This is a genomic window from Streptomyces sp. SID14515, assembly GCF_010548505.1.
In the GTDB taxonomy this organism is placed as follows: Bacteria; Actinomycetota; Actinomycetes; order Streptomycetales; family Streptomycetaceae; genus Streptomyces; species Streptomyces caviscabies.
The window spans coordinates 23,765-48,337 of sequence record NZ_JAAGMH010000032.1 but is presented as its reverse complement, the minus strand read 5'-3'; the positions used below and the strand labels follow the sequence as shown (position 1 = coordinate 48,337).

Genomic DNA, 24,573 nt, shown 5'->3' with positions numbered 1-24,573 from the left:
ACGCCCCAGGAAGCCCTGCCCACGGCGTATGGAGCCGCCCGCCGACCGACGACCGGCGGGCGCTCCGCGCGCCTGAGATCCATGAATCGGAGTACGACACGTGAGTCACCGGACCACGCCCCTGTTCCCCGCCCTGGCCGAAGGTTCGTCCCGGCCGGCCCTGACCTTCGGCGAGCGCACGCTCTCGTACAAGGAACTGGCCGAGTCGGCCGGCTCTCTGGCCTCACTGCTCGGCCAGGCTCCCCGAGTCGCCGTCTGGGCGACACCGACCCTGGAGACGGCGGTCGGCGTGGTGGCGGCACTGCTCGCCGGCATCCCTGCCGTTCCGCTCAACCCCAAGGTCGGCGAGCGGGAGCTCGCCCATATCGTCAGCGACAGCGAGCCGACGCTGGTCCTGGCCGGCCAGGGCGACGAACTGCCGCCCGCGCTGGCCGAGTTGGTACGAATCGACATCAAGGCCACAGCCACCACGGGCTACGAGCGCACCTGGCCCGAACCCGCACCCGACCATCCGGCCCTGATCGTCTACACCTCCGGCACCACCGGACCGCCCAAGGGCGCCGTCCTGCCTCGTCGCGCTCTGTCCAGCACCCTGGACGCCCTGGAGGACGCCTGGCAGTGGACCTCGCAGGACGTCCTCGTCCACGGACTGCCCCTCTTCCACGTCCACGGGCTGATCCTCGGCATCCTCGGCCCGCTGCGGCGCGGCGGATCGGTGCGCCACCTGGGCCGGTTCAGCACGGACGGGGTGACCGAGGAGCTGAGCGCCGGGGCCACGATGCTCTTCGGCGTACCGACGATGTACCACCGGATCGCCGAGCGACTGCACGAAGACCCCGCACTGGCCAAGGCGCTGGCGGGAGCGCGGCTGCTCGTATCGGGGTCCGCCGCGCTACAGGCCCGCGACCACGAACGGATCCGGACCGCGACCGGGCGGGCGGTGATCGAGCGGTACGGAATGACGGAAACGCTGATGAACACCAGCGTCCGCGCGGACGGCGAACCCCGGGCGGCCACGGTCGGCGTACCGCTGCGCGGCGTCGACCTGCGCCTGGTCGACGAGAACAGCCGCGAACTCCCGGACGGGCCCGATCAGGTGGGTGAGATCCAGGTACGGGGCCCGAACCTCTTCCTCGAATACCTCAACCGGCCGGACGCCACCGCCGCCGCCTTCACCGACGACGGCTTCTTCCGTACGGGCGACATGGCGGTACGGGACCCGGACGGCTACGTACGGATCGTGGGCCGCAAGGCCACCGACCTCATCAAGAGCGGCGGCTACAAGATCGGCGCGGGAGAGATCGAGAACGTCCTCATGGAGCACCCGGCCGTACGTGATGCCGCGGTGACGGGTGAGCCCGACCCCGACCTGGGCGAGCGAATCGTGGCGTGGATCGTGCCCGGCGATGCTGAACAGCCGCCTACGAAGCAGGAGTTGGCGGACCACGTGGCGGCTCAGCTCGCCCCGCACAAGCGCCCGCGCGTCGTCCACTACCTCGCCGAGCTGCCGCGCAACGACATGGGCAAGCTCATGAAGAGGGCCCTCCATGCCTGAGCCCAGCCCTGGGCCCCGCCGGCCCTCCGCTTCCCCCACGCCGTCCAGCCCCCGCCTCACCGCCCGCCAAGCCATCGCGCTCCTCACCACCGACTTCACCGAACTCCCCACACCTGATGGCGAGTACGAGAGTGACGGACCTCTCAACTGGCAGGGCTACGGCGCTTCAGTCGCCCGCGCCGTCGAACGCACCGGCGAGCAGGAGTCCGTGGTCTGCGGACGGGCCGTGCTCGGCGGGACCCCGGCGGTGGTCATCTCGTTCGAGTTCGGCTTCCTCGGCGGCTCGCTCGGCACCCGCACCGGTGACCTCATCGAGGCGGCCCATGCGTACGCCCGCTCCCACCGCCTCCCCGTGGTCGCCCTGATCGCGACCGGTGGCAGCCGGATGCAGGAGGGGATGCTCGCGCTCACCCAACTCCAGCGCGTGGCACAGCAGTCGGCTCTTACGGCCTCCGCGGGCCTGCCGCAGCTGGCCGTCCTGCGGGATCCGACGACGGGCGGCGGCTGGGCGACCCTCGGCGCCGGAGCCGACATGATCGTGGCGCTGCCCGGCGCCCAGGTCGGGTTCGCCGGGTCGCGGGTGCGGCCGGCCGACGCGGATCCGGCCGCGTACACGGCCGAGGCGCAGTGCGCGTCCGGGCAGGTGGACGCGGTGGTACGGGCCGAGGACCTGCGCGCGGACGTCTCGCTGCGACTGCGGTTGCTGACCTCGGCCGGATCCGCCCCGCCCGCCCCCGTACCGGCCGCGCAGGGCGACACAACGCTCCCGGAGTCCGGCTGGGACGCGGTCGAGGCGGCCCGCGACCGCGGACGCCCGCGGGCGCTGGCCTACTTGGACGCGTACTTCACCGAGCGCACCACCGTCTCGGGCGACCGCTGCGGCGGCCGCGACCCGGGCATGCTGTGCGGCTTCGGGCTGCACGACGGGCGCACGATCGCGTACGCCGCCCAGTGCGGCACCGCGACCCGCCCCTCCGGCTACCGCACCGCCGCCCGTCTCATCCGCCTCGCCGACCGGCTCGGCATTCCGGTCCTGACCCTGGTGGACACCCCGGGCGCCGCCAACGACGCGGCGGCGGAGGCGGCCGGTGCGGGCCCCGCCATCGCCGAACTCTTCACAGCTCTCGCCACGGCCCGCATCCCGGTGACCACGCTGCTGATCGGCGAGGGCGGCTCGGGCGGCGCCCTCGCACTCGCGGCACCCGACAACACCTGGGCCATCCCATCCAGCTACTTCTCCGTCATCGCACCCGAGCTCGCCGCCGCGATCCTCAAACGCCCGGCCTCCGACGTACGGGCGACGGCGGACGAGCTGCGGCTCAGGCCACAGGACTTGACGGACCTCGGTGTCGTACGAGGAGTCGTCGGCGCTTGACCTCCCGCGACCGACTCGCGAGCCCTCAGGCAGGTTCGGCGAGCTCTTTCCTCAACACGGGCAGCACCTCGCCGCCGACGAGATCGATGACATGGTGGATCTTGGACTCGGGCATGCCGCCGAAGTCGAAGCCGAACAGAATCCGGCGCAGCGTACCGAAGTGCTCCGGGAACCTCAGCACCTTCTCGACCACCTGAGCAGGGCTGCCGACCGTCAGGCCGGTGGCCGCCACCGCCTCCTCCATGGAGACGCCGGAGCGGGAGTGGATGGGGTGCGCGGCGTAGTAGGGGCGGTACTCCCGCACGGCGTCCTGCGCGTTCGCATGCACCCAGATCCCTGATCCTGCGCCGACGATGCCGTCCTTAGTTCCGCCGTGGCCATGGTGGGCGAAACGTTGGCGGTACAGCGCGACGGAGCGGGCGTAGTGCTCCATCGGCGCGAACATGTTGTTGACGAAGAAGCCGTCGCCGTACCGCGCCGCCTGTTCGGCGATCTCGGGGGTGCGGATGGAGCCGTGCCAGACGAACGGCGGGACGCCGTTCAGCGGTCGGGGCACCGATGTGAAGCCCGCCAGCGGCGCACGGTAGCGCCCGGACCAGTTCACGTTCTCCTCGCGCCACAGTCGGCGGAGCAGTGCGTAGTTCTCGACGGTGAGCGCAAGGCTGTCCTCGATGTTCTGGCCGAACCAGGGATAGACGGCCGGGGTGTTCCCGCGGCCGAGCATCAGGTCGACCCGGCCGCTCGCGAGGTGCTGGAGCGTCGCGAACTCCTCGGCGATCTTCACGGGGTCGTTGGTGGTGATGAGCGTCGTCGACGTCGACAGCGTCAACCGCTTCGTCTGCGCCGCGATGTAGGCCAGGAGCGTCGTGTCGGAGCTGGAGAAGTAGGGCGGGTTGTGATGCTCGCCGACCGCGAAGACGTCGAAGCCGGCCTCCTCGGCGTGGACGGCGATCCGCGTGAGCGCATGGATCCGCTCATGCTCGGAGACGAGCACACCGCTGACGGGGTCTCGCGTGATGTCGCCGATGCTCGATATCCCGAACTCCATTTTCCTACCTCCGTGATGGGGACGACCGGCGGTCCGAGCGATGGGCGCGACTCCGGCAGGCCGGAGAGCCGCAGGCGGCCCGCTGATGGCGATGGTCCTTGCGCCCGCTCCAGCTAGGCGGGGTATAGTCCGCTTATGTTTCATGGGTGATGCGCACCGGTCGGCTCAAGGACGGGCCCACGCATCGCCCCTCTACCGGCACTCGCCTGATCAAGGGGATCCATGAACGTCTTCACCGCCAACGAGCGGACCTACCTCGAAAGTCAGTTCCTCGGCCGTCTGGCAACCCTCGCTCCCGACGGAGCGCCTCAGGTCAGGCCGGTCGCCTTCGTCCACAACCGTGAGTTCGACACGATCGACATCGGCGGCCACAACCTCGTCGCCAGCCGGAAGTACCGCAACCTCCAGGCCGACCCGCGCGTCTCCCTCGTCGTCGACGACCTGGCCTCGACCACGCCCTGGAGTCCGCGTGGCATCGAGATCCGCGGCACGGCCGAGCTCCTCGCCGCCGAGCCGCTCCAGCCGGGTTTCGACGCCGCGCTGATCCGCATCCATCCCGCCCGCGTACTCGCCTGGGGCCTGGACACCGACCCGTACGAGCCGCCGAACGCCCGCAACGTCACCGCCGGGCCGCCGAGCACATCACCCGCCGACCGGCACTGATTCGCCACCGAGGCGGCGGCGTCGGCGGTGACGCGACCGGCCGAGATGACCCGGATTGCGGCCATGCCGACGTCGCTCACCCTCGGGCATCTTGGTCATGGTGATGCAGCCGTCGCCGCTCCAAGGCGTACCCCAGTCCCACGAGCGCCAGCGAGGGAAGGGCGACAACGGCCTGCGGGAAGACCTGCCTGCCGGGCGGGTCCACGGCGCGGGAGCCGGGGTACGCCAGTGCGGAGATCTGCGTGACCCAGTACAGCGCGGCGGACACGGCCCCGCCGTCCAGCGCCGCCCTGGCGCCTGCCCTGGAATCGGCCGGACGCCACAGCTGCAGCAGAGCGGCTCCGGCCAGTCCCGCGCCCAGGCTCATGGTTTGGGCGTTGTGGAATTTGGCGTGCGGTGGCCAGTTCGGATTGTGGATGTGGGTCTCGTTCCAGTCCGCGATGTACGGACCCACTCCCGCGACCACAGCCGGCACCGAGATCAGCACCTTGCCGAGGCTGACGCGGCCTGTGATGCGTTTACTCATACGGGGGTGCTCCTGCCCTGTGGTGTGCGCTGCCCTAGGCGGACGTACGCGTGAACCGGAGCGTCGACGTCACCGTCGTCAGGCCGCGCATCATGCCCAGCCGGTTCCAGCCCATGCCGAACTGCTCCCGGTCGACGGTGAACTCGGTGGTGAGCGTGACCGCGTCCGCGTTCGACTCGGTGACGTTCACGGTGGCGGTCTGCGGGCGGCTGACACCGCGGACGGTCAGCCGGCCTTCGACCTCGACGACGCCGCCCTGGCGGAACGCGGCGTCACGGACCGCGAAGACGAGGGTGGGGTAGCGCTCGGCGTCGAAGAAGTCGGCGCTGCGCAGGTGCTCGTCGCGCTTCTTGTGCTTGGTGTCCAGGGAGGCGGCTTCCAGGGTCACGGCACCGCTGACGGTGCCGTCGGAGCGGACCTCGCCCTCACCGGTGACACTGCCGAACGCGCCCTTCACCGTGACCATGCCCCACATCGTCACGTGACTGACGGCGACGACGGAGCGCGTGGCGTCGAGCTGCCACAGGCCGGTTTCCACAGTGGCGGTCATGGGATTCTCCTTGATGAATACGGGCTGAGTTGATGATCGAAATTGGATGACTTCACGTTGCGCGAACTGGGCACCCGGTCGTACCCAGGTGCGGCCGGCCGTTCACTCCGAGCGTCGGCCGGCCGCACAGCCGCAGGTGGTGGGTCAGCGCCACCGACTCAGGGGATGGTCAGGCCGACCGTGTAGTCGCCGCTGCCCTTGGTCGCCACGACCTCGATCCGGTAGGCGCCGGGGTCGCCGACCTCGTAGGAGAGCGTCTTGATGTCTTCCTCACCCGAGGAGGTCGCGACGGTCTTGAGTCCGTCGGTTCCGAAGTGCCTGAGCACGAGATCGAAGTCCGCGCCGTCGGGCCCGTCCAGACATGTGCTGATCGTGCCTGCCTGGGCGGCGATGAAGTAGTTCCACGGGATGGCGGTACTGCCCTCAACCACTCGGCCGGACATGGTGAACGCGTAGTCCGTGCAGTCGGCAGCCGCTGCGGCCGTCGGCACGGTGGTTGTCTGCGCGGCGATGGCCGGCGAGGCGGTTGCCAGGCTTGCGGCGAACACGGCGGCACCAGCGGTCGCGATCAGTCGATGACGTCTCACGAGGTTCCTCTCCACAACGGTTGAAGAGCTTCACTTGGGGTGGGCGAGCGTCCAGGACCGGACGGATGGTCACGCTGAGCGGCGTCGCCCGGGTGAGCGTTTCCTGCGGGGTCTCAGAAGCCGACGTTCTGGCGGATCAGCACCAGGTGGATGCGGCCGGGCTGCTCCTGGCGGATCTCCAGGAGCTTGCCGATGTAGCTGCGCTGCCCGTACGCGGCCTGCGCCCGGACGTCCTCGAGCTTGAGGCTGTGCTCGACGACCCGCTCGCGAGCGGCCTCCAGGCTGGGGACGAGCTTCTGCGTGCCGGCCACCAGGATGACGTTCGGGGCGTCCCAGACGTACGCGGCGAGCTGGCTGCCGGTGGCCGACGCGATGACCACGGCGCCGTCGGCGGTGATGGCGTGGACGCTGCCGAGGGCGTACTCGGCCTGCCCGGCGATGGCCTTCATCTCCTGCTGCTGGGTCCGGAAGTCCAGCGTCATCATCTTGTTGCGGGCCGACACGTACGGGCCGTCCGGGTCGTTGATCGCCGCTTCGATGCCGGACTCCGCCAGCGTGGCCGAGGTGTTGGTCATCACCGGCGAGCCGTGCGGGATCCGCTTCAGCACGCTCTGCCGGGCGGACTCGAAGTCATCGACGACCTCCACTCCGAAGCCGTGCTCCTCGAGCGCGGCCACTGTCGCGGTAAGGGTCTGCTCATCCGGCAGCGTCGTGAAACGCGCCTCGCCGTCGATCGCGGTCATGGGTTTCTCCCTTGTGAAGTGGGGCTCGACAGAGCCGCGACACACGGTTCTGCCCGTCGGCCGACAGTCGTGGAACCATCCGGTCGATGTAAACGGACTTTACCCCACTTAGCAGGGACGGGCAATGGCTGAGGGTCGACGCCCAGCGCGGGGGAACGCGCCGCGCGTCACGCATGCTCGGCGACTCAGGGGTCCCGACCAGGGCATTCAGCGCGGCCCTGGGTGATCGACAAGGCGGCGGCGATCGACGGCGGCGCGATCGGCGGCCGACCGGGATCGGTGCCCGTGTCGACACCGGCGAACACCCAGGAGGAAAACGGACTATACCCCGCATGCTGGGATGACTGTTAGGATCACCGCCATGGACGGGCTACAGGTGGGCTGGGGAGCGCCGCGGCCGGAACGGGCGGACGCGGCCCGCAATCGCGTCCACCTCCTGGCCACTGCCCGCCAGATGCTGGCCGAGTCCGGCCCCGATCAGCTGACCATGGATGCGTTGGCCGAGCGGTCGGGCCTGGGCAAGGGCACCGTGTTCCGGCGTTTCGGCACCCGGGCGGGCATCTTCCAGGCGCTGCTCGACGAGATCGAGCGAGGTTTGCAGGAGCGGGTGATGTCCGGGCCGCCGCCGCTCGGCCCCGGTGCGCCGCCGGTCGAACGGCTGGTTGCTTTCGGCCGTGCACGGGTGCGCCTGCTGATCGAGAACACCGAGATCGCCAGATTCGCGCTCGACGGTCGGCAGCCTCTTCCGAGCAATCCCCGGACACCGGCGTCACAGATGCACATCCGCATGCTCCTGCGCCAGTTGAGCCTGGACGGTGCGGACCTCGACCTGCTCGCGATCCAGCTCACCGCGGCGCTCGACGGCCCGCTCCTGCTGTACCTTTCCGCCGATGCCTTGACCAACGGCCCTCAGATCGAGGAGAGCTTGGGCTCGGCCTGGCAGGACTTGATCGAACGGGTATGCAGGCCCTGACACACAGACACGGCCGTACCGGCCGGTCCGGCCCCCGGATCGCGATCAGAGACTCAGGTCGATTCCGTCCCAGCAGGCGCGGCGCTCACCGTCGGGGTCTTCGGCGACGGTGGTCCTGGTGTCGAACACCATCGTGGGGCGCGTGTCCGGGTCGTGGGTCGGCCAGAGAGGAATGACACCGGTGGCGGCGGGGTCGCCGGTGGTCGCGAAGGAGACCCAGGAGCCGTGCACGGCGGTGAGCAGGTCCTGGGGCATCTCGTCACCGATCAGCGTCCTGGTGATCGGCAGGGAGAAGTCGTCGAACACGAACGGGCCCTCCATGCCGTGGGATGCTCCTACGCGTCCGTCGAAGGCGGGGCTGCGCCATGCGAACCGGTAGACGCGGGTCGCTCCGCCTGCTCGGTGGTGGGCGTCGGCGATACGCAGTGAGGGGACACGGAAGGCGCGGTCGGTGTCCATCGAGACCTGCGGTGTGATCGCGGAACCCGGCTCCTGGCTCCGTTCGTAGACGTCGAGGATGGCCTGCCGCACTGCCGGGCCGGCGTCCCAGCCGCTGGGAGACATGCCTGTCTCAGCAGCGCCCATCTCCTCCATCAGCGCGTACAGGGTGCACTCGTCGCGGTTGGTTCCGATCATCAGGTCGACGTCCGTCCCGACGCCGTCGGCGATGGCCTGGTACGGGGACTGTGGAAGCAGGTCGCCGCCGGTGAGCGGGACGAAGGGGATCATGCGCCCGCACGCGGGGTGTTCGCCGCGCTGCTTCTCGACCATGAACTCGGTCTGCGCCCGCAGGATGCCTGCCGGGTCGACGGTGTGCAGGTCACGGGCGGGTACGCCGAGTTTGTCGAGCATGGCCTCGGCGGTCGCCTCGGCGTAACGGGCGGGGAAGCCGAACAGCGGTGCTGCTGCGGCGCTTTGGCAGACGGCCTGCTGGAACAGTCCCTGCGCGGAGGGGCAGCCGAGGAGTTCGCCGACGAACGTGCCGCCCGCCGAGGAGCCGAAGACGGTGATGTTGTCCGGGTCGCCGCCGAAGGCCGCGATGTTCTCGCGGGTCCATCGCAGGGCGGCGATCTGGTCGGCCACCCCGTAGGCCCCCGATCCCTCGGCGTAGGCGTCGTCCAGGTACCCGGCGTGCAGGAATCCGAAAGCGCCGAGCCGGTAGTTGCAGCTGACGAGCACCACTCCGTCGCGGGCGAAGGTGCTCCCGTCCGAGCCGGAGCCGGCGTTCGAGCCCATGAGGAAGCCGCCGCCGTGGATCCAGAACAACACCGGCAGGCCGGTCGCACCCTCCGGCGCCCATACGTTGACCGACAGGAAGTCCTCGCCGGTGCTCAAGCCCCCGAAAATGGGCGACGACGGCTGGGGGCAGCCCGGCCCGTAGGCGGTGCAGTCGCGTACGCCCTCCCAGGAAGCGCGCGGCACGGGCGGCTTGAACGCGTTGGCGCCGAACGGCGGCTCCGCGTAGGGGATGCCCTTGAACGCGGCGATCCCGTCACGCAGCTCTCCTCCGACCGTCCCCGCGGTCGTCTCGGCGTCGATCGTGTCCATGCTGTTGGCTCCACTCGGTAGGAGGTGTCCCGCCGCGCGCGACGCGGTCGTGCCGCTGCTGCGCTCAGGTGTCGGCGTCGGTCTCGGCCGCGCTCGCCCGCTGGGGCTCGACCTGGGCGAGCCGGTTGCGCAGCGCGGCGGTGCCTGCCTGGTAGGAGTCGCTGCCCAGCACGAGCCTCATCGGGGCCGGCTTCTGCTCGGCGCTGTCGATGACCTTCGCCGCGACCTTCACCGGGTCGCCGGGGACCGGAATCCGGGTGTGCCGGAAGGCGCGCACCATCGCGGCCGGCGTCCCGTCGTAAGCGGCCAAGGGTTCACTCAGCTGGAGGCTGCTGCCGCTGAAGGAGGTACGCGCTCCTCCGGGCTCGACGAGGGTGACCTCGATGCCGAACGGTGCGACCTCCTGGGCGAGTGCTTCCGTGAAGCCCTCCACACCCCATTTGCTCGCGTGGTAGAGCGAGGCGCCGGCGTGGGCGGCGAGCCCGGCGACCGAGGAGATCTGGATCACCCGGCCGCCGCCCTGGGCGCGCAGGTGCGGCAGCGCGGCCCGCGCCGTCTGGATCGAGCCGAGCAGGTTGGTGGTGATCTGGTGGACGACCTGCTCGTCGGTGAACTCCTCGGCGGCGCCGAACAGACCGTAACCCGCGTTGATCACGACGACATCGATCCGGCCGAGGTCTCCGAAGGCCGCGTCCATGACCGCGCGGACCCGCAGCAGGTCGGTGACGTCGAGGTGACCGACCCAGAAGCGGTCGCCGTACTCGGCGCGCAGATCGTCGACCGAGCCCTCCCGCCGGACCGTTCCGGCGACCCGGTCGCCGCGAGAGAGGAGCTGCTCGGCCAGCTCACGCCCGAACCCGCCGTTGACACCGGTGATGAACCACGTCCGCATCGTCATGTCGATGAGCTTCACCGGCGTCGAGCAGCGCTGCCAGTGCCCCCGTGTTCCTGGTAGTGACAGGGACACCCGGAATCGATGGCGACCGCATAGCCTGCGATCGTGGACAATGCCCTCGGAGATTTCCTGCGTGCACGACGCGAACAGGTCACCCCCACCGATGCGGGCCTGTCACCCGGGCACGGGCTGCGCCGGGTGAACGGGTTGCGCCGCGAGGAGGTCGCCATGCTGGCCGGGATCAGCGCCGAGTACTACCTGCGCCTGGAGCAGGGCCGCGACCGCAACCCCTCGGCCCAGGTACTCGAAGCGCTCGCCCAGGTCCTCCAGCTGGACACGGAGGGCACGGCCTACCTGCTGTCCCTCGCCGCCCCGAAACCGCGCCGCGGCCCCGCCCTTCCCGACGAGCGCCTGCCTTCGGGGCTCGACATGCTCCTGCGGACCCTCAACGTGCCCGCGTTCGTCTTCAACCGGTACAGCGACGTCCTGGCCGCCAACCGACTGGCCCGGGCGCTGTCACCGGAGCTGGCGCCCGGGACGAACCGGCTGCGCGCCCTCTTCACCGACGAGGCGCTCCAGGAATACCACGCCGACTGGGAGCACTACACGGCCGTCGCCGTGGCCCACCTGCGCGCCACGGTCGGCACACAGACCGACGACGAGCGCCTGCAGGCTCTGATCGGGGAGATGTCCCTGAAGAGCGACCGGTTCCGTCAGCTGTGGGCGCGCCACGATGTGCGTTCCGCGGCCGAGGCCATGTTCCGGATACAGCATCCGCAGGTCGGTCCCCTGGAGTTGCTGGTCGAGAAGTTCCAGGTGGTCGGGGCCGGCGGGCTGGAGATGATGCTCCTGCACGCGGAGCCCGGCACCAGCTCGGCCGATGCTCTGGCTCTGCTCGCATCCCTCGACGCGTCTTCGTGACGTCGGCTGAACGAATGAAGCCCGTTTCCCTCTCGCTTCATCCTGCCTGAACCCGCTCGATCGGACGGTGGTGCGGTGATCACCGCACACCTTCCTTTGCGCCAAGGCTTCACGTTCTCCAGCTACGCCGCCTGGTGGATCGAACAAGCCGTCACCCGGGCCCTTGCCGACCAGAGCCGGACCATCCGCGTCCCGGTCCACCTGCCGGAGATCATCAACCGCAAGGGGGGTAGAGCTACTTGTCGTCGATTCGCCTGGTGAAGTCCATGATCGTGGCCGCGAGCGCCTCGGGGGCTTCCTGTGCGACGGAGTGGCCCACTCCGTCGAGATGCACCGCGGTGATCTCGCCGGTGACCACCTGGCGGAAGGTGTTCTCGGTGAAGGGGTGATTGGCCCCGTCGACCGTGAGCACCGGCACGGCGATCGGATGCGATTCGGCCAAGGCCCTGGTCGCCCCTTGGTCGGCGAAGAGTGCTTGGTAGAGACCCTCTGTGCCGCGCCAGCCGTTGGGGCGCGCATAGGTGCGGACGAATTCGTCGATGTCGCCCTCCGTAATGGAACCGTCCGTCCCGTGCATCAGAGGAATCGCCCAGTCGGCCAGGAATTCACGTTCATGGCCCTGGAGGAGCATCCCGGGGATGCCGGGAGCGCCGAGGAAGCCGACGTGCCAGGAGCCGAAGTTGTTCACGTCGGCAAGAGCTTCGAGTCCGAAGCCGGCCAGGGTCGTCTCGACCCCGGTGAAGCTGATGACGTCCTCGGGATGCAGTGCGGCGAAGCGGAAGGCCGCTCCGCCGCTGATGTCCTGGCACAGGAGGTGGACCGGGCCGGCGCCGATGTGCTCGACGAGACGGTGCAGGTCCTCCGCCGTGACCCCCTCGCCGTATTCGGTGTCGGCGTTGCTCGAGTCGCCGAACCCTCGGAGGTCCGGGGCGAAGACCTGATGCGTCTCGGCGAGCAGCGGAATCAGCTTGCGGAACGCCCACCACGTCTCCGGCCAGCCGTGCACCAGCAGGATCGGGGAGCCGGTGGCCCCGGCGGAGACATAGTGGAGTCGCGTTCCATTGACGTCCGCGAGGTGGTGCGTGACGCCGGGGAGGGTCGCCCCGGGGGGCGTGATGGTCGTCATGAGAAGCTCCCAAATAGGCAACCTGGTTGCCCATACGATAGGCAACCAGGTTGCGCATGTCAAGAGGGTCGTATGCTGACGGCATGTCCAGATCAGGTGCCGACCTCGCCCTGCTCCTGCTCGCCGGCTTCCGCGCTTTCGCAGACCGAGCCACCGCCGAACTCGCCGAACTCGGATACGAGGACGTACGGCCGGTGCACGACTTCGCCCTCCATTCGATCCTGTCCGGTGCGGACAGCGTTTCCGAACTCGCCCGCAGGATGTCGGTGACCAGGCAAGCGGCCGCGAAGACGATCGCCGTACTGGAGGAACGCGACTTCCTGAAGCGCGAACCCGACCCGGTCGACCGTCGGCGAACCCGGCTTCACGTCACCGAGCACGGACTCGCGATGCTGCAGGAGGGCCAAGTCATCTTCAACAAGCTGCGCGAGCAGTGGGAGGAACAGGTGGGTGCGGCAGCACTGTCCGCTCTTGAGGAGACGCTTCGCCCCTTCGTCGGGAAGGGCGTGATCAGGCCCGACTCGCCAGGTTGGACCGCGCGCAACCTGGACGCGTAGGCCCTCTCGGGCCTGCCTGACCCGCAGCATCCATTTTCTTGATCGGTCGATCCAGATCGGGGTAGGGTGCTGATATGGGAAGAACCCGGGAGTTCGACACCGAGGCGGCGGCGAGCCGCGCCATGGAGCTGTTCTGGAGCCACGGCTACGAAGGGACTTCCCTGCGGGATCTGACACGGCACCTGGGTATCGGGCAGGGGTCGCTGTACGCGGCGTTCGGCGACAAGGAAGGTCTGTACCGGGTCGCGCTGGAGCACTACCGGACCACTCTCGCGGCGGCCGCCCTGCGCGACCTGAAGGAGGGGGACGGCGCCCGCTCGGCGATTCGCGGGCTGCTGATGGAGAGGGTCCGTATCGCGGTCGAGCATGACGGCAGGGGCTGCCTGATCGTGAACGCCGCCTGCGAGCGTCTGCCGGATGCGCCACCCGTGCGCCGTATCGTGCGTGACGTACAGGACGCCACCCAGGATGCGCTCATCGAAGCCCTGCGAGCCGGCGCGGAGCGGGGTGAGATCGGGACACGGCACGACCCGCGCACGCTCGCCGCGTTCCTCGTCACCTTCCTCAATGGCCTGCTCGTGTCTTCGAAGATCACGCCGGACGTCCGGGCGCTCGAACCCCTCGTGGACGTCGCGTTGTCCACTCTCGACTGACCCGCCCCGCCCCATCCGGAACGCCTGCTTCTTTCTGCCCAAAAAGTGGATCAACTGATCCAGTAAAGCTGGACGACAGGGTGACGCGAAGCGCACCAGGAAGGCTGGAACAGACATGATGTTCGACCACGAGGGAGCGCCCCTGCGTACGGGGCGGGCGTCCGTCAACGGAACGAGCCTGCACTACCGCACCGCCGGGTCCGGCCCGGCGGTGGTGCTCCTGCACGGGGTGCCCAAGACCGGCTACCACTGGCGTCACCTCGTCCCGAAGCTGACGCCCCACCACACAGTCGTCGTGCCGGACCTGCGTGGCCTGGGCGACTCGGCCCGGCCCGCGGACGGCTACGACTCCGCGACGATGAGCGACGACATCGCCGAGCTGATGGCCCGCCTCGGCCATGAGACGTACGCCGTGGCGGGCGAGGACTGGGGAGCGGTGATCGGCTATCAGGTCGCGGCCCGTCACCGTGACCGGGTCCGCGCCCTCGTCTTCGCCGAGGCGCTCTTCCCCGGATTCGGTTTCGAGGACCACACCGCCCTCACCCCCGAGAACGTCGACAGCGGGATGCACCTGTGGCACCTCGGCTTCTACTTCCAGCCCGACGTGCCCGAGATGCTGATCTCCGGACATGAACGCGAGCTGATCACGTACATGATCAAGAGCGAGCGCACCCACCCCGACACCGCCACCACCGACGCGGTCGAGGAGTACGTCCGCTGCTACACCATGCCCGGCGGCATCCGCGCGATGCTGTCGATCTACCGGGCGATGCTCGTCGACGCCGAGCAGAACCGTCGCGCCGCGCAGCACCCCCTCGAAATCCCCGTGCTGGCGCTCGGCGGCTCGGCGTTCATCGGCGAGCGCAACGAGTCCCAGATGCGCTCCATGGCCCACGATGTCACCGGACACGTCTTCGACGCCGGCCACGACCTGGCGGAGGAAGTACCGGAGGAGATGGCCGCGGTGATGGTCCCGTTCCTGGCCGAGCAGCGCGCCGACCGGTGACGGAGTGACGGAGGAGTCGGGTGAGGGAACTGGCCACCGCCCCGGGGGACCAGTCGGGGCGCTCGGCACAACGACCGTCCGCTCGGACGGATCAAGGCGGCCGCCCTCGGCCGGGACGACGCGACGGGCGTCCTGGTCCGAACGAATGAACGGGGGCCACCACTCTGGAGTGGTGGCCCCCGCTTTACGTTCCCGCAGGTAGAAACGGTTCTCTACGAGATCCGAAGAGTGGGGCGGGTGGGACTCGAACCCACGGCCGACGGATTATGAGTCCGCTGCTCTAACCGGCTGAGCTACCGCCCCGTTTCGGCGTGGCGCGTACAAGTGTGCGCACCGTCTGCCGCAGCATAGCCGGTCATACGATCTCTCGCTTCGGATGGTCGACTTCGCCTGATCTTGAGGACGGCGCTGCGTGCTGCCCGGTTGCAGGAGAGATCGACGCGACCCGAAAGAGTGGCTCCGGAGCCCCTCGGGCGGCCCGGGAAGGCACGCGGTGCGCACCTGGCCCACACGCGAAAGAGGACCCCGAGGGGTCCTCTTCCGTTCCGCTCCCCCGACTGGACTCGAACCAGTAACCCTCCGGTTAACAGCCGAATGCTCTGCCAATTGAGCTACAGGGGATCGCGCTCCCCCGACTGGACTCGAACCAGTAACCTGCCGGTTAACAGCCGGCTGCTCTGCCAATTGAGCTACAGGGGATTGCTGCGTTGCTTCGAAATCGTACCTGCCTGGCGGCTGCCGGGCGGCGCGCGTTCGCTGCGACACATACATTAGCGCAAGCAGGGGGGTGCTCCGCCAATCGGTATCGCCCGGGGTGATCTCGGGTGCTCGCGGGTAGGCGGGCTGCACACGTCGCACCAAGCGTAGGAAGGGTGGCAGCCATGCGGTACCGGCTCACGTTCATCGCCGGAGTGGCCCTCGGTTACGTGCTCGGCACGCGAGCCGGGCGCGAGCGTTACGAGCAGTTGAAGAAGTCGGCCCGGCAGTTCGCGGAGAACCCCGCCGTGCGCAACGCCGCCGAGAGTGCCGCGCACAGCGGGCGGGACATCGCGGGCAAGGCGTACCACTCGGTCAGCGACAAGGTCGGGGACAAGGTGCCGGCGTCCGTCGCCGAGCGGGTCCGGTCGCTGCGCGAGCGCAGCAGCCACAACGGCGGCGTCGAGGACGACTGGGGGACCACCAATACCTAGAGCCCGGGGTCCCGCGGCCCACGGCGGCGGTTACGGGAAAGTCGCGGGGTGCGGCAGAATCTCCGTATGGGCATAGTCGCGGGGTTGGACAGTTCTTCCGCCTTCACTCACATCGTCGTCTGCGACACGGAGTCGGGCGCCGTGCTCCGGGAGGGGTACGCCGCCCACCCGGTCGAGGCCAAGGCCACCGAGGTCGATCCGCAGGCCTGGCTGCTCTCGCTCGGCGAGGCGGCCTCCGGCGGGCTGCTCGAAGGCGTGCAGGCCATCGGGGTCTCCGCGCAGCAGCACGGGCTCGTGCCGCTGGACCAGCAGGGCAATCTCGTGCGTCCCGCGCTGCTCGGCAACGACCGGCGGGCGCAGGTCGCCGCGGCCGATCTCGTCGACGCGCTGGGCGGGCGGCAGGCCTGGGCGGAAGCCGTCGGGGCCGTGCCGAGCGCCGCGCAGCCGGTGGCGAAGCTGCGCTGGCTGGCGCGGACCGAACCGGAGAACGCCCAGCGGGTGGCCGCCGTGCTCCAGCCGCACGACTGGCTCGTGTGGCAGTTGCTGGGCCGGCCCGCCCGGCGGACCACGGACCGGGGCGCGGCCTCGGGCACCGGCTACTGGTCGGCCGGGTCCGCCTCCTACCGGCCCGACCTGGTGGAGATCGCCCTCGGGCGCTCCGCCGCGCTGCCCGAGGTGCTCGGGCCCTCCGACTCCGCCGGGATGACCCCGGAAGGGCTGCTGATCTCCGCGGGCACCGGCGAGACCATGGCTGCGGCCTTCGGGCTCGGGGTCGCGGTGGGCGACGCGGTGGTGTCGCTGGGGGCCTCCGGGTCCGTGATGGCGGTGCACCACGAGGCGCTCGCCGACCAGAGCGGCATGATCACCTCGTTCGCCGATGCCACCGGGATGCATCTGCCGGTCGTCCACCTCTCCAACGCCGTGCGTGCGCTGCGGGGGACCGCCGAGATGCTGGGCGTGGACGGTCTTGAGGAGTTGTCCGCGCTCGCCTTGAAGTCGACGCCCGGCGCTTCGGGGCTCGTGCTGCTCCCCTACCTGGAAGGCGAGCGCACCCCGCAGCTTCCGCACACCGCCGGCACCCTGAGCGGGCTGCGGCGTGAGTCGATGAAGCCCGAGCATCTGGCGCGGGCCTCGTTCGAGGGGATGCTGTGCTCGCTGGCCGACGCCCTCGACGTACTGCGCGGGCGGGGTGTCGAGGTGCGGCGCGTCTTTCTGCTCGGCGCCGCAGCCGAGCTGCCCGCCGTGCAGGCGCTGGCTCCGGCGGTGTTCGGCACCCAGGTCGTGGTGCCGCAGCCCGCCCAGTACGCGGCGATCGGCGCGGCCCGGCAGGCGGCCTGGGCGCTCGGGGTCTCGCAGGGCTCCCTCGACCCGCGCACTCCCCCGGCCTGGCAGGGCGCGGCGGCCCAGGTGCTGGAGCCCGGCGACGAGCTGGCGGTCGGCGGTGCGGTGCGTCAGCAGTACGCGGCGACCCGGGACCAGATCCACCCCGGGGCCTTCCGGGGCGTCCACCCGGAGTGAGCGCGGGCGTCGGCGTGCGTCCGTGACACCCGAGCGCGCCGCCGCGCCCCCTGGAGCGCGCAGGTTTTCCCGCGCGCTCCAGGTTTGACCCGGGCTTGGCGAAAAAGGTTCGCTCTCGGAGTACGGCGTACGCGAAACTGGGTCGGCCTCTGCCTTCCGCCGATTCCGAGAGACCCGCGTGCTCATAAAACTCCTGCGGGCCCATCTGGGCCCGTACAAGAAACCCATCGTGCTGCTGGTCTGTCTCCAGCTGCTCCAGACCTGCGCCACCCTGTATCTGCCCAGCCTGAACGCCGACATCATCGACAACGGTGTCGTCACCGGCGACACCGGCTACATCCTGGAGTTCGGCGGTCTCATGATCGCCGTCAGCGTTCTGCAGGTCCTCTGCAATGTGGGGGCCGTCTATTACGGGGCGCGCACCGCCTCCGCTCTCGGGCGTGATGTGCGGGCCGCCGTCTTCGACCGGGTGCAGTCCTTCTCCGCCCGTGAGCTGGGCCGCTTCGGGGCTCCCTCGCTGATCACCCGGACCACCAACGACGTCCAGCAGGTCCAGATGGTGGTGCTGCTGGCGTTCACGCTGATGGTGTCGGCCCCGATCATGTGCGTCGGCGGCATCATCATGGCGCTCGGCCTGGATGTGCCGCTCTCCGCCGTGCTGCTGGCGGTCGTGCCGGTGCTCGGGGTCTCGGTCGGCCTCATCGTGCGGAAGATGGGGCCGCTGTTCCGCACCATGCAGGAGCGGCTGGACAGCGTGAACCGGGTGCTGCGCGAGCAGATCACCGGCAACCGGGTCATCCGCGCCTTCGTCCGGGACGGGTACGAGGAGAAGCGGTTCCGGGGTGCGAACACCGAGCTGACCGATGTGTCGGTGGCGACCGGGCGGCTGATGGCGCTGATGTTCCCGACCGTGATGACGGTGGTCAACCTGTCGTCGGTCGCGGTGGTGTGGTTCGGCGCGCACCGGATCGACAGCGGCGGGATGCAGATCGGTGCGCTGACCGCGTTCCTCGCCTATCTGATGCAGATCGTGATGGCCGTGATGATGGCCACCTTCATGTTCATGATGGTGCCGCGCGCCGAGGTGTGCGCCGAGCGCATCGAGGAGGTCCTCGGGACCGAGTCGAGCGTCGTGCCGCCCCTCTCGCCGGTCACCGAGCTGCGGCGGCACGGGCATCTGGAGGTGCGCGGCGCGGAGTTCCGCTACCCGGGTGCGGAGGAGCCGGTGCTGCGGGCGGTCGATCTGGTGGCGCGGCCCGGGGAGACCACCGCGGTCATCGGGTCCACGGGCAGCGGGAAGTCCACGCTGCTCGGGCTCGTACCCCGGCTGTTCGATGTGACGGACGGCGTGGTGCTGGTCGACGGCGAGGATGTGCGGACGCTGGATCCGGTGCTGCTGTCCAAGACGGTGTCCCTGGTGCCGCAGAAGCCGTACCTCTTCTCGGGGACGGTCGCGACGAACCTGCGGTACGGGAATCCGGACGCCACGGACGAGGAGCTGTGGCACGCGCTGGAGGTGGCGCAGGCGAAGGAGTTCGTGGAGGCGCTGGAGCACGGGCTGGACGCGCCGATCGCGCAGGGCGGCACCAATGTGTCGGGCGGTCAGCGGCAGCGGCTGGCGATCGCGCGGACGCTGGTGCAGCGCCCGGAGATCTATCTGTTCGACGACTCGTTCTCGGCGCTGGACTACGCGACCGACGCGGCGCTGCGGGCGGCGCTGGGGCGGGAGACGGCCGGGGCGACCGTGGTGATCGTGGCGCAGCGGGTGTCCACCATCCGTGACGCGGACCGGATCCTGGTGCTGGACGAGGGCCGGCTCGTGGGGTCCGGAACCCATCACGAGCTGATGGACGGCAATGAAACGTACCGGGAGATCGTGCTCTCCCAGCTGACGGAAGCGGAGGCCGCCTAATGGCCGGTCCGGGCGGACGGATGATGGCCGGGGGCGCGCCCACCGACCGGTCGATGGATTTCAAGGGGTCGAGCAAGCGGCTGCTGAAGCGGTTCGGCCGGGAGAAGTCCTCGCTGTGGCTGATGCTGGCCGCGGTGGCGGTGAGCGTCGGTCTCTCGGTGGCCGGGCCGAAGATCCTCGGCAAGGCGACCGACCTGATCTTCGCCGGTGTGATCGGGCGCGGCATGCCCGAGGGCACGACGAAGGCGCAGGCGATCGAGGGGCTGCGCGAGGAGGGCCGCGGCTCCATGGCCGACATGCTCTCGGCGGTGGGCTTCACCCCGGGCGAGGGCATCGACTTCGGGGCGGTGGGGAACGTCCTGCTGCTGGCCCTGGCGGTCTATGTCGGGGCCGGGCTGCTGATGCTGGTGGCGACGCGGCTGTCGATCCGGGTGATCAACCGGATCGTGTTCCAGTTGCGTGAGGACCTCCAGACGAAGCTGGCACGGCTGCCGTTGTCGTACTTCGACCGAGCCAAGCGCGGTGAGGTGCTGAGCCGGGCGACGAACGACATCGACAACATCTCGCAGACGCTCCAGCAGACGATGGGCCAGCTCATCAACTCGCTGCTGACCATCGTCGGCGTGCTGATCGTGATGTTCTGGATCTCGCCGCTGCTGGCGCTGGTCGCGCTGGTGACGGTCCCGCTGTCGGTGGTCGTGGCGACGCAGGTCGGCAAGCGGTCGCAGCCGCAGTTCGTGCGGCAGTGGCGGGTGACGGGCACGCTCAACGCCCATATCGAGGAGATGTACACCGGGCACAACCTGGTGAAGGTCTTCGGCCGGCAGCGGGAGTCCGCGCGGGACTTCGCGGAGCAGAACGAGGCGCTGTACGAGGCGGGCTTCAAGGCCCAGTTCGCCAGCGGGCTCATGCAGCCGCTGATGTTCTTCATCTCCAACCTCAACTACGTGCTGGTCGCGGTGGTCGGCGGGCTCCGGGTCGCCTCGGGCGCGCTGTCGATCGGTGACGTCCAGGCGTTCATCCAGTACTCGCGGCAGTTCTCGATGCCACTGACGCAAGTCGCCTCGATGGCCAACCTCGTCCAGTCCGGCATCGCGTCGGCGGAGCGGGTCTTCGAGCTGCTGGACGCCGAGGAGCAGGACGCGGACCCGGAGCACGGTGAGCGCCCGGAGCGGCCGGCCGGCCGGGTCTCGCTGGAGAAGGTGTCCTTCCGCTACGAGCCGGAGAAGCCGCTGATCGAGGATCTGTCGCTGAGCGTGGAGCCGGGGCAGACCGTCGCGATCGTCGGTCCGACCGGGGCGGGCAAGACGACGCTGGTCAACCTGCTGATGCGGTTCTACGAGGTGACCGGCGGGCGGATCGCGCTCGACGGGGTCGATGTGGCGAAGATGTCCCGGGACGATCTGCGGTCCTCCATCGGCATGGTGCTCCAGGACACCTGGCTGTTCGGCGGCTCTATAGCCGAGAACATCGCGTACGGCGCTTCGCGCGAGGTCACCCGGGAGGAGATCGAGGAGGCGGCCCGGGCGGCGCATGCCGACCGGTTCATCCGGACGCTGCCCGACGGGTACGACTCGGTGATCGACGACGAGGGCTCCGGGGTCAGCGCGGGCGAGAAGCAGCTGATCACCATCGCGCGGGCGTTCCTGTCCGACCCGGTGATCCTGGTCCTCGACGAGGCGACGAGTTCGGTGGACACCCGGACCGAGGTGCTGATCCAGAAGGCGATGGCGCGCCTCGCCCACGGGCGTACGTCGTTCGTGATCGCGCACCGGCTCTCCACGATCCGGGACGCGGACGTGATCCTGGTGATGGAGAGCGGCTCGATCGTCGAACAGGGCACGCACGAGGAGCTGTTGGCGGCCGGGGGCGCTTATGCCCGGTTGTACGCCGCCCAGTTCGCGGAGGCGCTGGCCGAGGTGGACTGAGCGTTCCGGCCGGGTGGATCAGTCGAGGTAGCCGCGGAGCTGGTCGGCGAAGGCGTGGTCCCGCAGCCTGCTGAGGGTCTTGGACTCGATCTGGCGGATGCGTTCGCGTGTCACGCCGAAGATCCGGCCGATCTCCTCCAGGGTGCGGGGCCGCCCGTCCTCCAGGCCGTACCGCAGCTGTACGACCTTGCGTTCGCGTTCGCCGAGGGTGGAGAGCACCGCCTCCAGGTGTTCGCGCAGCAGCAGGAAGGCGGCGGACTCGACGGGTGAGGTGGCGTCGCCGTCCTCGATGAGATCGCCGAAGGAGACGTCGTCCTCCTCGCCCACGGGGGCGTGCAGGGAGACCGGCTCCTGGGCCAGGCGGAGGACTTCGGTGACCCGCTCGGGGGTCAGGTCCAGCTCGACGGCGATGTCCTCGGCGGTCGGCTCGATGCCGCGTTCCTGGAGGAGCCGGCGCTGGACCCGCACGACGCGGTTGATCAGTTCCACGACATGGACCGGGACGCGGATGGTGCGGGCCTGGTCGGCCAGCGCGCGGGACATGGCCTGGCGGATCCACCAGGTGGCGTAGGTGGAGAACTTGTAGCCCCGGGCGTAGTCGAACTTCTCCACGGCCCGGATCAGTCCGAGGTTCCCCTCCTGGACCAGGTCGAGCATGGTCAGCCCGCGGCCCACATAGCGCTTGGCGACGGAGACGACGAGGCGGAGGTTGGCCTCGATGAGGCGGCGTTTGGCCGTGCGGCCCATCACCACCAGGCGGTCCAGGTCCCCGGCGAGGCGGGAGTCGAGGTCGGGGGTGCCCGCGAGGCGTTCCTCGGCGAAGAGGCCGGCCTCGACGCGGCGGGCGAGCTCGACCTCCTCGGCGGCGGTGAGCAGCGGTACGCGGCCGATCTCGCGCAGATACTGCCGGAACAGGTCGGAGGTGGGGTCCCCGACCCCCCGGTTCCGCGGCTCCGGGGGGTCGGGGAGATGCGTCGCTTCCACCATGACTGCCTCGGGTGCGTGTCCGGGCGGGCCGGCTGTGGTCTCCGGGTGGTGCAGGGCCCTGTTCTGCGCCGGGATGGCCGCGATGGGCTCGGTCGTGGTCGTCACGGTCCGGGTCTGCACGGGGGCGACCTCCAGGTGATCGCTGCCGGATGACGGGGTGGAGGTCTGCCCGGCCCCGGGTGTTCCCCGCGAACCGGCGTGCTCCGATGACTCAGACATTCCCCAGTGTGGGGTACGACACACGACTGTCACGAGGGGCGTGCGAGGACTTTCTGATTCCGGTCCGTCACCGGGTGGTTACCGGCCAGGCCGGGCCCATGGCCGTCTCAGAGCGCGGCGGCGCCGTGGGCGCGGAGGGACTGGGCGTACTGCTGGAGCACCCAGACCTCGTTCTGCGCGGCGGCCAGGTCCTGGGGGGCGACGTTGCTGCCGAGGCGGGCGAGGCTGCCCTGTACGTCGTTGATGCGGCGGTCCACGGCGCGCAGCCGGACGTGGACGAGCTGCATGCCCGCGTAGGTCTCGTCGATGGTCTTGCCGATGAAGACCTCGACGGCGAGCTCGGTGACGAGACTGCGGACGGTGTTGTCGGGGGCCGCGTCCATGACGGCGACGAGATATTCGCGGTTGTCGGCGAGGCCCTTCTCTGCGCCGCCCGCCTCCTCGATGCACCGGCGCACGGCGGCGTAGGGCGGGGCGGTGAACTCGTCCACGCCGTAGGCGTCGAAGGCCGGCGAGACCAGGGCGGGCTTCTGAAGGGCGAGCTTGAGCAGCTCGCGCTCGGTGCGGTGGGCGGGGCTGCGGAGGTTGAGCGCGGGGCCGGAGAAGCCGGGGGCGGGGGCGGCCTGCTGCGGGGCGCCGCCGCGGGTGGCCCGGGGTCCGCCGCGGGCGCCCTGGGGTCCGCCGCGCTCCCCGTCGCCGCCCTTGTCGCGGGCCCAGCGGGCGAGCTGGGCGACGCGGCGGACGACGAACTCCTGGTCCAGGATGCCGACGAACCCGGCGAGCTGGACGGCGACCTCGCGCTGCACGCTGCTCGTCTTGATCTTGGCGACGACGGCGGCGGCCTCGTCGAGCGCCGCGGCGCGCCCGGCCGGGGTCTCCAGGTCGTACCGGCCGACGAGCTGGCGCAGCGCGAACTCGAAGAGCGGGGTGCGCGGCTCGACCAGGTCGCGGACGGCGTCGTCGCCCTTGGCGAGCCGCAGGTCGCAGGGGTCCATGCCGTCCGGCGCGATGGCGATATAGGTCTCGGCGGCGAACTTCTGGTCGTCCTCGAAGGCGCGCAGGGCGGCCTTCTGGCCGGCCGAGTCGCCGTCGAAGGTGAAGATCACGCGGGCGCTGCCGTTGTCCATGAGGAGGCGGCGCAGGATCTTGATGTGGTCGTTGCCGAAGGCGGTGCCGCAGGTGGCGATGGCGGTGGTGACCCCGGCGAGGTGGCAGGCCATGACGTCGGTGTAGCCCTCGACGACGACGGCGCGGCTGGCCTTGGCGATGTCCTTCTTGGCCAGGTCGATGCCGTACAGCACCTGGGACTTCTTGTAGATCGGGGTCTCGGGGGTGTTCAGGTACTTCGGGCCGTTGTCGTCGTCGCGGAGCTTGCGGGCGCCGAAGCCGACGATCTCCCCGGCGGTGTCGCTGATCGGCCACATCAGCCGGCCGCGGAAGCGGTCGATGGGACCGCGGCGGCCGTCCTGGGAGAGCCCGGAGGTGATCAGCTCCTTGTCGCTGAAGCCCTTGCCGCGCAGATAGCGGGTGAGGTGGTCCCAGCCGGCCGGGCTGTAGCCGACGCGGAAGTGGGCGGCGGCGTCCTGGTCGAAGCCGCGCTCGGCGAGGAACTTCCGGCCGATCTCGGCCTCGGGGCTCTCCAGCGCGCGGACGTAGAACTCGGCGGCCGCCTGGTGGGCCTCGATCAGCCGGATGCGTTCGCCGCGCTGGTGGGAGGGGTTGTAGCCGCCCTCCTCGTACCGCAGGGTGATGCCCGCCTTGGCGGCGAGGCGCTCGACCGTCTCCGAGAAGGAGAGGTGATCGATCTTCATCACGAAGGCGATCGTGTCGCCGCCCTCCTGGCAGCCGAAGCAGTGGAACAGGCCCTTGCCGGGGCTGACCTGGAAGGAGGGGGACTTCTCGTCGTGGAAGGGGCAGAGGCCTTTGAGGTTTCCGCCGCCCGCGTTGCGCAGCTGGAGGTATTCGGACACGACGGAGTCGATCGGGACCGCGTCCCGTACCGCCTTCACGTCGTCGTCATTGATCCTGCCAGCCACGCATGAAGTCTACGGGTGGGCTCGGACAGTCGGACCCGCGGCGGGCTGCGGACCGGG

General features: G+C 69.9%; 22 protein-coding genes, 3 tRNA genes and 1 pseudogene. 13 read left to right on the top strand and 13 right to left on the bottom strand.

What is annotated here, in order from left to right; translation table 11 throughout:
• Nucleotides 1-100: 100 nt before the first annotated feature.
• Nucleotides 101-1,555: an acyl-CoA synthetase gene (locus G3I54_RS06095; RefSeq protein WP_164611896.1), complete on the top strand. Its 1,455-nt coding sequence runs from the start codon at nt 101-103 to the stop codon at nt 1,553-1,555.
• Entirely contained in the window at nt 1,548-2,930 is a 1,383-nt protein-coding gene (locus G3I54_RS06090) for a carboxyl transferase domain-containing protein (protein WP_164611894.1), read from the top strand. Before G3I54_RS06095 ends, G3I54_RS06090 begins: the two co-directional genes overlap by 8 nt.
• A 25-nt stretch (nt 2,931-2,955) precedes the next feature.
• Here G3I54_RS06090 and G3I54_RS06085 read toward each other — a convergent pair whose 3' ends face one another.
• A complete protein-coding gene (locus G3I54_RS06085; RefSeq protein WP_164611892.1) occupies nt 2,956-3,978 on the bottom strand; it encodes a CE1758 family FMN-dependent luciferase-like monooxygenase in 1,023 nt (340 codons plus the stop codon).
• Between the two features lie 222 nt (nt 3,979-4,200).
• On the opposite strand from G3I54_RS06085, the gene G3I54_RS06080 reads away from it, so the two are divergent.
• On the top strand, nt 4,201-4,641 hold the full coding sequence (locus G3I54_RS06080; protein ID WP_164611890.1) for a PPOX class F420-dependent oxidoreductase: 441 nt from the start codon (nt 4,201-4,203) through the stop codon (nt 4,639-4,641).
• Between the two features lie 76 nt (nt 4,642-4,717).
• Here G3I54_RS06080 and G3I54_RS06075 read toward each other — a convergent pair whose 3' ends face one another.
• The 4 genes from G3I54_RS06075 to G3I54_RS06060 form a co-directional block, all read right to left on the bottom strand.
• Complete coding sequence (locus tag G3I54_RS06075; protein ID WP_203685571.1) at nt 4,718-5,167, bottom strand: DUF6640 family protein; 450 nt, start codon at nt 5,165-5,167, stop codon at nt 4,718-4,720.
• 34 nt (nt 5,168-5,201) lie between these two features.
• A complete protein-coding gene (locus G3I54_RS06070; protein ID WP_164611888.1) occupies nt 5,202-5,717 on the bottom strand; it encodes a YceI family protein in 516 nt (171 codons plus the stop codon).
• Nucleotides 5,718-5,875: 158 nt separating this feature from the next.
• Nucleotides 5,876-6,304: a hypothetical protein gene (locus G3I54_RS06065; RefSeq protein WP_164611886.1), complete on the bottom strand. Its 429-nt coding sequence runs from the start codon at nt 6,302-6,304 to the stop codon at nt 5,876-5,878.
• Nucleotides 6,305-6,417: 113 nt separating this feature from the next.
• Nucleotides 6,418-7,047 carry an LUD domain-containing protein gene (locus G3I54_RS06060; RefSeq protein ID WP_164611884.1) on the bottom strand — a complete coding sequence of 210 codons (630 nt, stop codon included), beginning with the start codon at nt 7,045-7,047 and terminating at the stop codon, nt 6,418-6,420.
• Nucleotides 7,048-7,408: 361 nt separating this feature from the next.
• Here G3I54_RS06060 and G3I54_RS06055 point away from each other — a divergent pair, with 361 nt between their 5' ends.
• Entirely contained in the window at nt 7,409-8,020 is a 612-nt protein-coding gene (locus tag G3I54_RS06055) for a TetR/AcrR family transcriptional regulator (protein WP_164611882.1), read from the top strand.
• A 45-nt stretch (nt 8,021-8,065) separates the two neighbouring features.
• Here the strand turns inward: G3I54_RS06055 and G3I54_RS06050 are convergent, their stop codons facing one another.
• Nucleotides 8,066-9,568, bottom strand: coding sequence for a carboxylesterase family protein (locus G3I54_RS06050; protein ID WP_164611880.1), 1,503 nt, complete (start codon nt 9,566-9,568; stop codon nt 8,066-8,068).
• A gap of 64 nt (nt 9,569-9,632) precedes the next feature.
• Nucleotides 9,633-10,466 (bottom strand): SDR family oxidoreductase, encoded by an 834-nt coding sequence (locus tag G3I54_RS06045; protein WP_203685570.1) that lies wholly within the window; start codon nt 10,464-10,466, stop codon nt 9,633-9,635.
• A gap of 102 nt (nt 10,467-10,568) precedes the next feature.
• On the opposite strand from G3I54_RS06045, the gene G3I54_RS06040 reads away from it, so the two are divergent.
• Both G3I54_RS06040 and G3I54_RS39315 read left to right on the top strand, forming a co-directional pair.
• Nucleotides 10,569-11,384 (top strand): helix-turn-helix transcriptional regulator, encoded by an 816-nt coding sequence (locus G3I54_RS06040; protein ID WP_164611878.1) that lies wholly within the window; start codon nt 10,569-10,571, stop codon nt 11,382-11,384.
• 102 nt (nt 11,385-11,486) lie between these two features.
• A pseudogene (locus G3I54_RS39315) lies at nt 11,487-11,606 on the top strand (RNA polymerase subunit sigma-70); the annotation flags it as partial.
• A gap of 13 nt (nt 11,607-11,619) precedes the next feature.
• Here G3I54_RS39315 and G3I54_RS06035 read toward each other — a convergent pair.
• A complete protein-coding gene (locus tag G3I54_RS06035; protein ID WP_164611876.1) occupies nt 11,620-12,510 on the bottom strand; it encodes an alpha/beta hydrolase in 891 nt (296 codons plus the stop codon).
• Nucleotides 12,511-12,593: 83 nt separating this feature from the next.
• Here G3I54_RS06035 and G3I54_RS06030 point away from each other — a divergent pair, with 83 nt between their 5' ends.
• The 3 genes from G3I54_RS06030 to G3I54_RS06020 all read left to right on the top strand — a co-directional run bounded on the left by G3I54_RS06030 (nt 12,594) and on the right by G3I54_RS06020 (nt 14,726).
• A complete protein-coding gene (locus G3I54_RS06030; RefSeq protein WP_164611874.1) occupies nt 12,594-13,067 on the top strand; it encodes a MarR family transcriptional regulator in 474 nt (157 codons plus the stop codon).
• A gap of 74 nt (nt 13,068-13,141) precedes the next feature.
• Nucleotides 13,142-13,720 carry a TetR/AcrR family transcriptional regulator gene (locus tag G3I54_RS06025; RefSeq protein WP_164611872.1) on the top strand — a complete coding sequence of 193 codons (579 nt, stop codon included), beginning with the start codon at nt 13,142-13,144 and terminating at the stop codon, nt 13,718-13,720.
• Between the two features lie 115 nt (nt 13,721-13,835).
• On the top strand, nt 13,836-14,726 hold the full coding sequence (locus tag G3I54_RS06020; protein ID WP_164611869.1) for an alpha/beta fold hydrolase: 891 nt from the start codon (nt 13,836-13,838) through the stop codon (nt 14,724-14,726).
• A 229-nt stretch (nt 14,727-14,955) separates the two neighbouring features.
• Here the strand turns inward: G3I54_RS06020 and G3I54_RS06015 are convergent.
• The 3 genes from G3I54_RS06015 to G3I54_RS06005 all read right to left on the bottom strand — a co-directional run bounded on the left by G3I54_RS06015 (nt 14,956) and on the right by G3I54_RS06005 (nt 15,425).
• A tRNA-Ile gene (locus tag G3I54_RS06015) sits at nt 14,956-15,029 on the bottom strand.
• A 245-nt stretch (nt 15,030-15,274) separates the two neighbouring features.
• Nucleotides 15,275-15,347 (bottom strand) — tRNA-Asn (locus G3I54_RS06010).
• A 5-nt stretch (nt 15,348-15,352) separates the two neighbouring features.
• Nucleotides 15,353-15,425, bottom strand: a tRNA-Asn gene (locus G3I54_RS06005).
• Between the two features lie 182 nt (nt 15,426-15,607).
• On the opposite strand from G3I54_RS06005, the gene G3I54_RS06000 reads away from it, so the two are divergent.
• The 4 genes from G3I54_RS06000 to G3I54_RS05985 all read left to right on the top strand — a co-directional run bounded on the left by G3I54_RS06000 (nt 15,608) and on the right by G3I54_RS05985 (nt 21,274).
• Nucleotides 15,608-15,916, top strand: a complete 309-nt coding sequence (locus tag G3I54_RS06000; protein ID WP_030078067.1) for a hypothetical protein — start codon at nt 15,608-15,610, stop codon at nt 15,914-15,916.
• Between the two features lie 66 nt (nt 15,917-15,982).
• Nucleotides 15,983-17,434 carry an FGGY family carbohydrate kinase gene (locus G3I54_RS05995; protein ID WP_164611867.1) on the top strand — a complete coding sequence of 484 codons (1,452 nt, stop codon included), beginning with the start codon at nt 15,983-15,985 and terminating at the stop codon, nt 17,432-17,434.
• 178 nt (nt 17,435-17,612) lie between these two features.
• Nucleotides 17,613-19,346, top strand: coding sequence for an ABC transporter ATP-binding protein (locus tag G3I54_RS05990; RefSeq protein WP_164611866.1), 1,734 nt, complete (start codon nt 17,613-17,615; stop codon nt 19,344-19,346).
• Nucleotides 19,346-21,274, top strand: coding sequence for an ABC transporter ATP-binding protein (locus G3I54_RS05985; RefSeq protein ID WP_164611864.1), 1,929 nt, complete (start codon nt 19,346-19,348; stop codon nt 21,272-21,274). Before G3I54_RS05990 ends, G3I54_RS05985 begins: the two co-directional genes overlap by 1 nt.
• Before the next feature lie 18 nt (nt 21,275-21,292).
• Here the strand turns inward: G3I54_RS05985 and G3I54_RS05980 are convergent, their stop codons facing one another.
• Entirely contained in the window at nt 21,293-22,381 is a 1,089-nt protein-coding gene (locus tag G3I54_RS05980) for an RNA polymerase sigma factor (protein ID WP_164611924.1), read from the bottom strand.
• A gap of 206 nt (nt 22,382-22,587) precedes the next feature.
• Complete coding sequence (dnaG, locus tag G3I54_RS05975; protein ID WP_164611862.1) at nt 22,588-24,516, bottom strand: DNA primase; 1,929 nt, start codon at nt 24,514-24,516, stop codon at nt 22,588-22,590.
• Nucleotides 24,517-24,573: the final 57 nt, after the last annotated feature.

Excerpts from the sequence above, each read along its gene's own strand:
- G3I54_RS06000 (WP_030078067.1), top strand. The coding sequence starts at position 15,608 with ATGCGGTACCGGCTCACGTTCATCGCCGGAGTGGCCCTCGGTTACGTG.
- G3I54_RS06050 (WP_164611880.1), bottom strand. The coding sequence starts at position 9,568 with ATGGACACGATCGACGCCGAGACGACCGCGGGGACGGTCGGAGGAGAG.
- G3I54_RS06025 (WP_164611872.1), top strand. The coding sequence starts at position 13,142 with ATGGGAAGAACCCGGGAGTTCGACACCGAGGCGGCGGCGAGCCGCGCC.
- G3I54_RS06060 (WP_164611884.1), bottom strand. The coding sequence starts at position 7,047 with ATGACCGCGATCGACGGCGAGGCGCGTTTCACGACGCTGCCGGATGAG.
- G3I54_RS06090 (WP_164611894.1), top strand. The coding sequence starts at position 1,548 with ATGCCTGAGCCCAGCCCTGGGCCCCGCCGGCCCTCCGCTTCCCCCACG.
- G3I54_RS06045 (WP_203685570.1), bottom strand. The coding sequence starts at position 10,466 with ATGACGATGCGGACGTGGTTCATCACCGGTGTCAACGGCGGGTTCGGG.
- G3I54_RS06030 (WP_164611874.1), top strand. The coding sequence starts at position 12,594 with ATGTCCAGATCAGGTGCCGACCTCGCCCTGCTCCTGCTCGCCGGCTTC.
- G3I54_RS05995 (WP_164611867.1), top strand. The coding sequence starts at position 15,983 with ATGGGCATAGTCGCGGGGTTGGACAGTTCTTCCGCCTTCACTCACATC.
- G3I54_RS06070 (WP_164611888.1), bottom strand. The coding sequence starts at position 5,717 with ATGACCGCCACTGTGGAAACCGGCCTGTGGCAGCTCGACGCCACGCGC.
- G3I54_RS06080 (WP_164611890.1), top strand. The coding sequence starts at position 4,201 with ATGAACGTCTTCACCGCCAACGAGCGGACCTACCTCGAAAGTCAGTTC.
- G3I54_RS06020 (WP_164611869.1), top strand. The coding sequence starts at position 13,836 with ATGATGTTCGACCACGAGGGAGCGCCCCTGCGTACGGGGCGGGCGTCC.
- G3I54_RS06055 (WP_164611882.1), top strand. The coding sequence starts at position 7,409 with ATGGACGGGCTACAGGTGGGCTGGGGAGCGCCGCGGCCGGAACGGGCG.
- G3I54_RS06085 (WP_164611892.1), bottom strand. The coding sequence starts at position 3,978 with ATGGAGTTCGGGATATCGAGCATCGGCGACATCACGCGAGACCCCGTC.
- G3I54_RS06035 (WP_164611876.1), bottom strand. The coding sequence starts at position 12,510 with ATGACGACCATCACGCCCCCCGGGGCGACCCTCCCCGGCGTCACGCAC.
- G3I54_RS06075 (WP_203685571.1), bottom strand. The coding sequence starts at position 5,167 with ATGAGTAAACGCATCACAGGCCGCGTCAGCCTCGGCAAGGTGCTGATC.
- G3I54_RS05985 (WP_164611864.1), top strand. The coding sequence starts at position 19,346 with ATGGCCGGTCCGGGCGGACGGATGATGGCCGGGGGCGCGCCCACCGAC.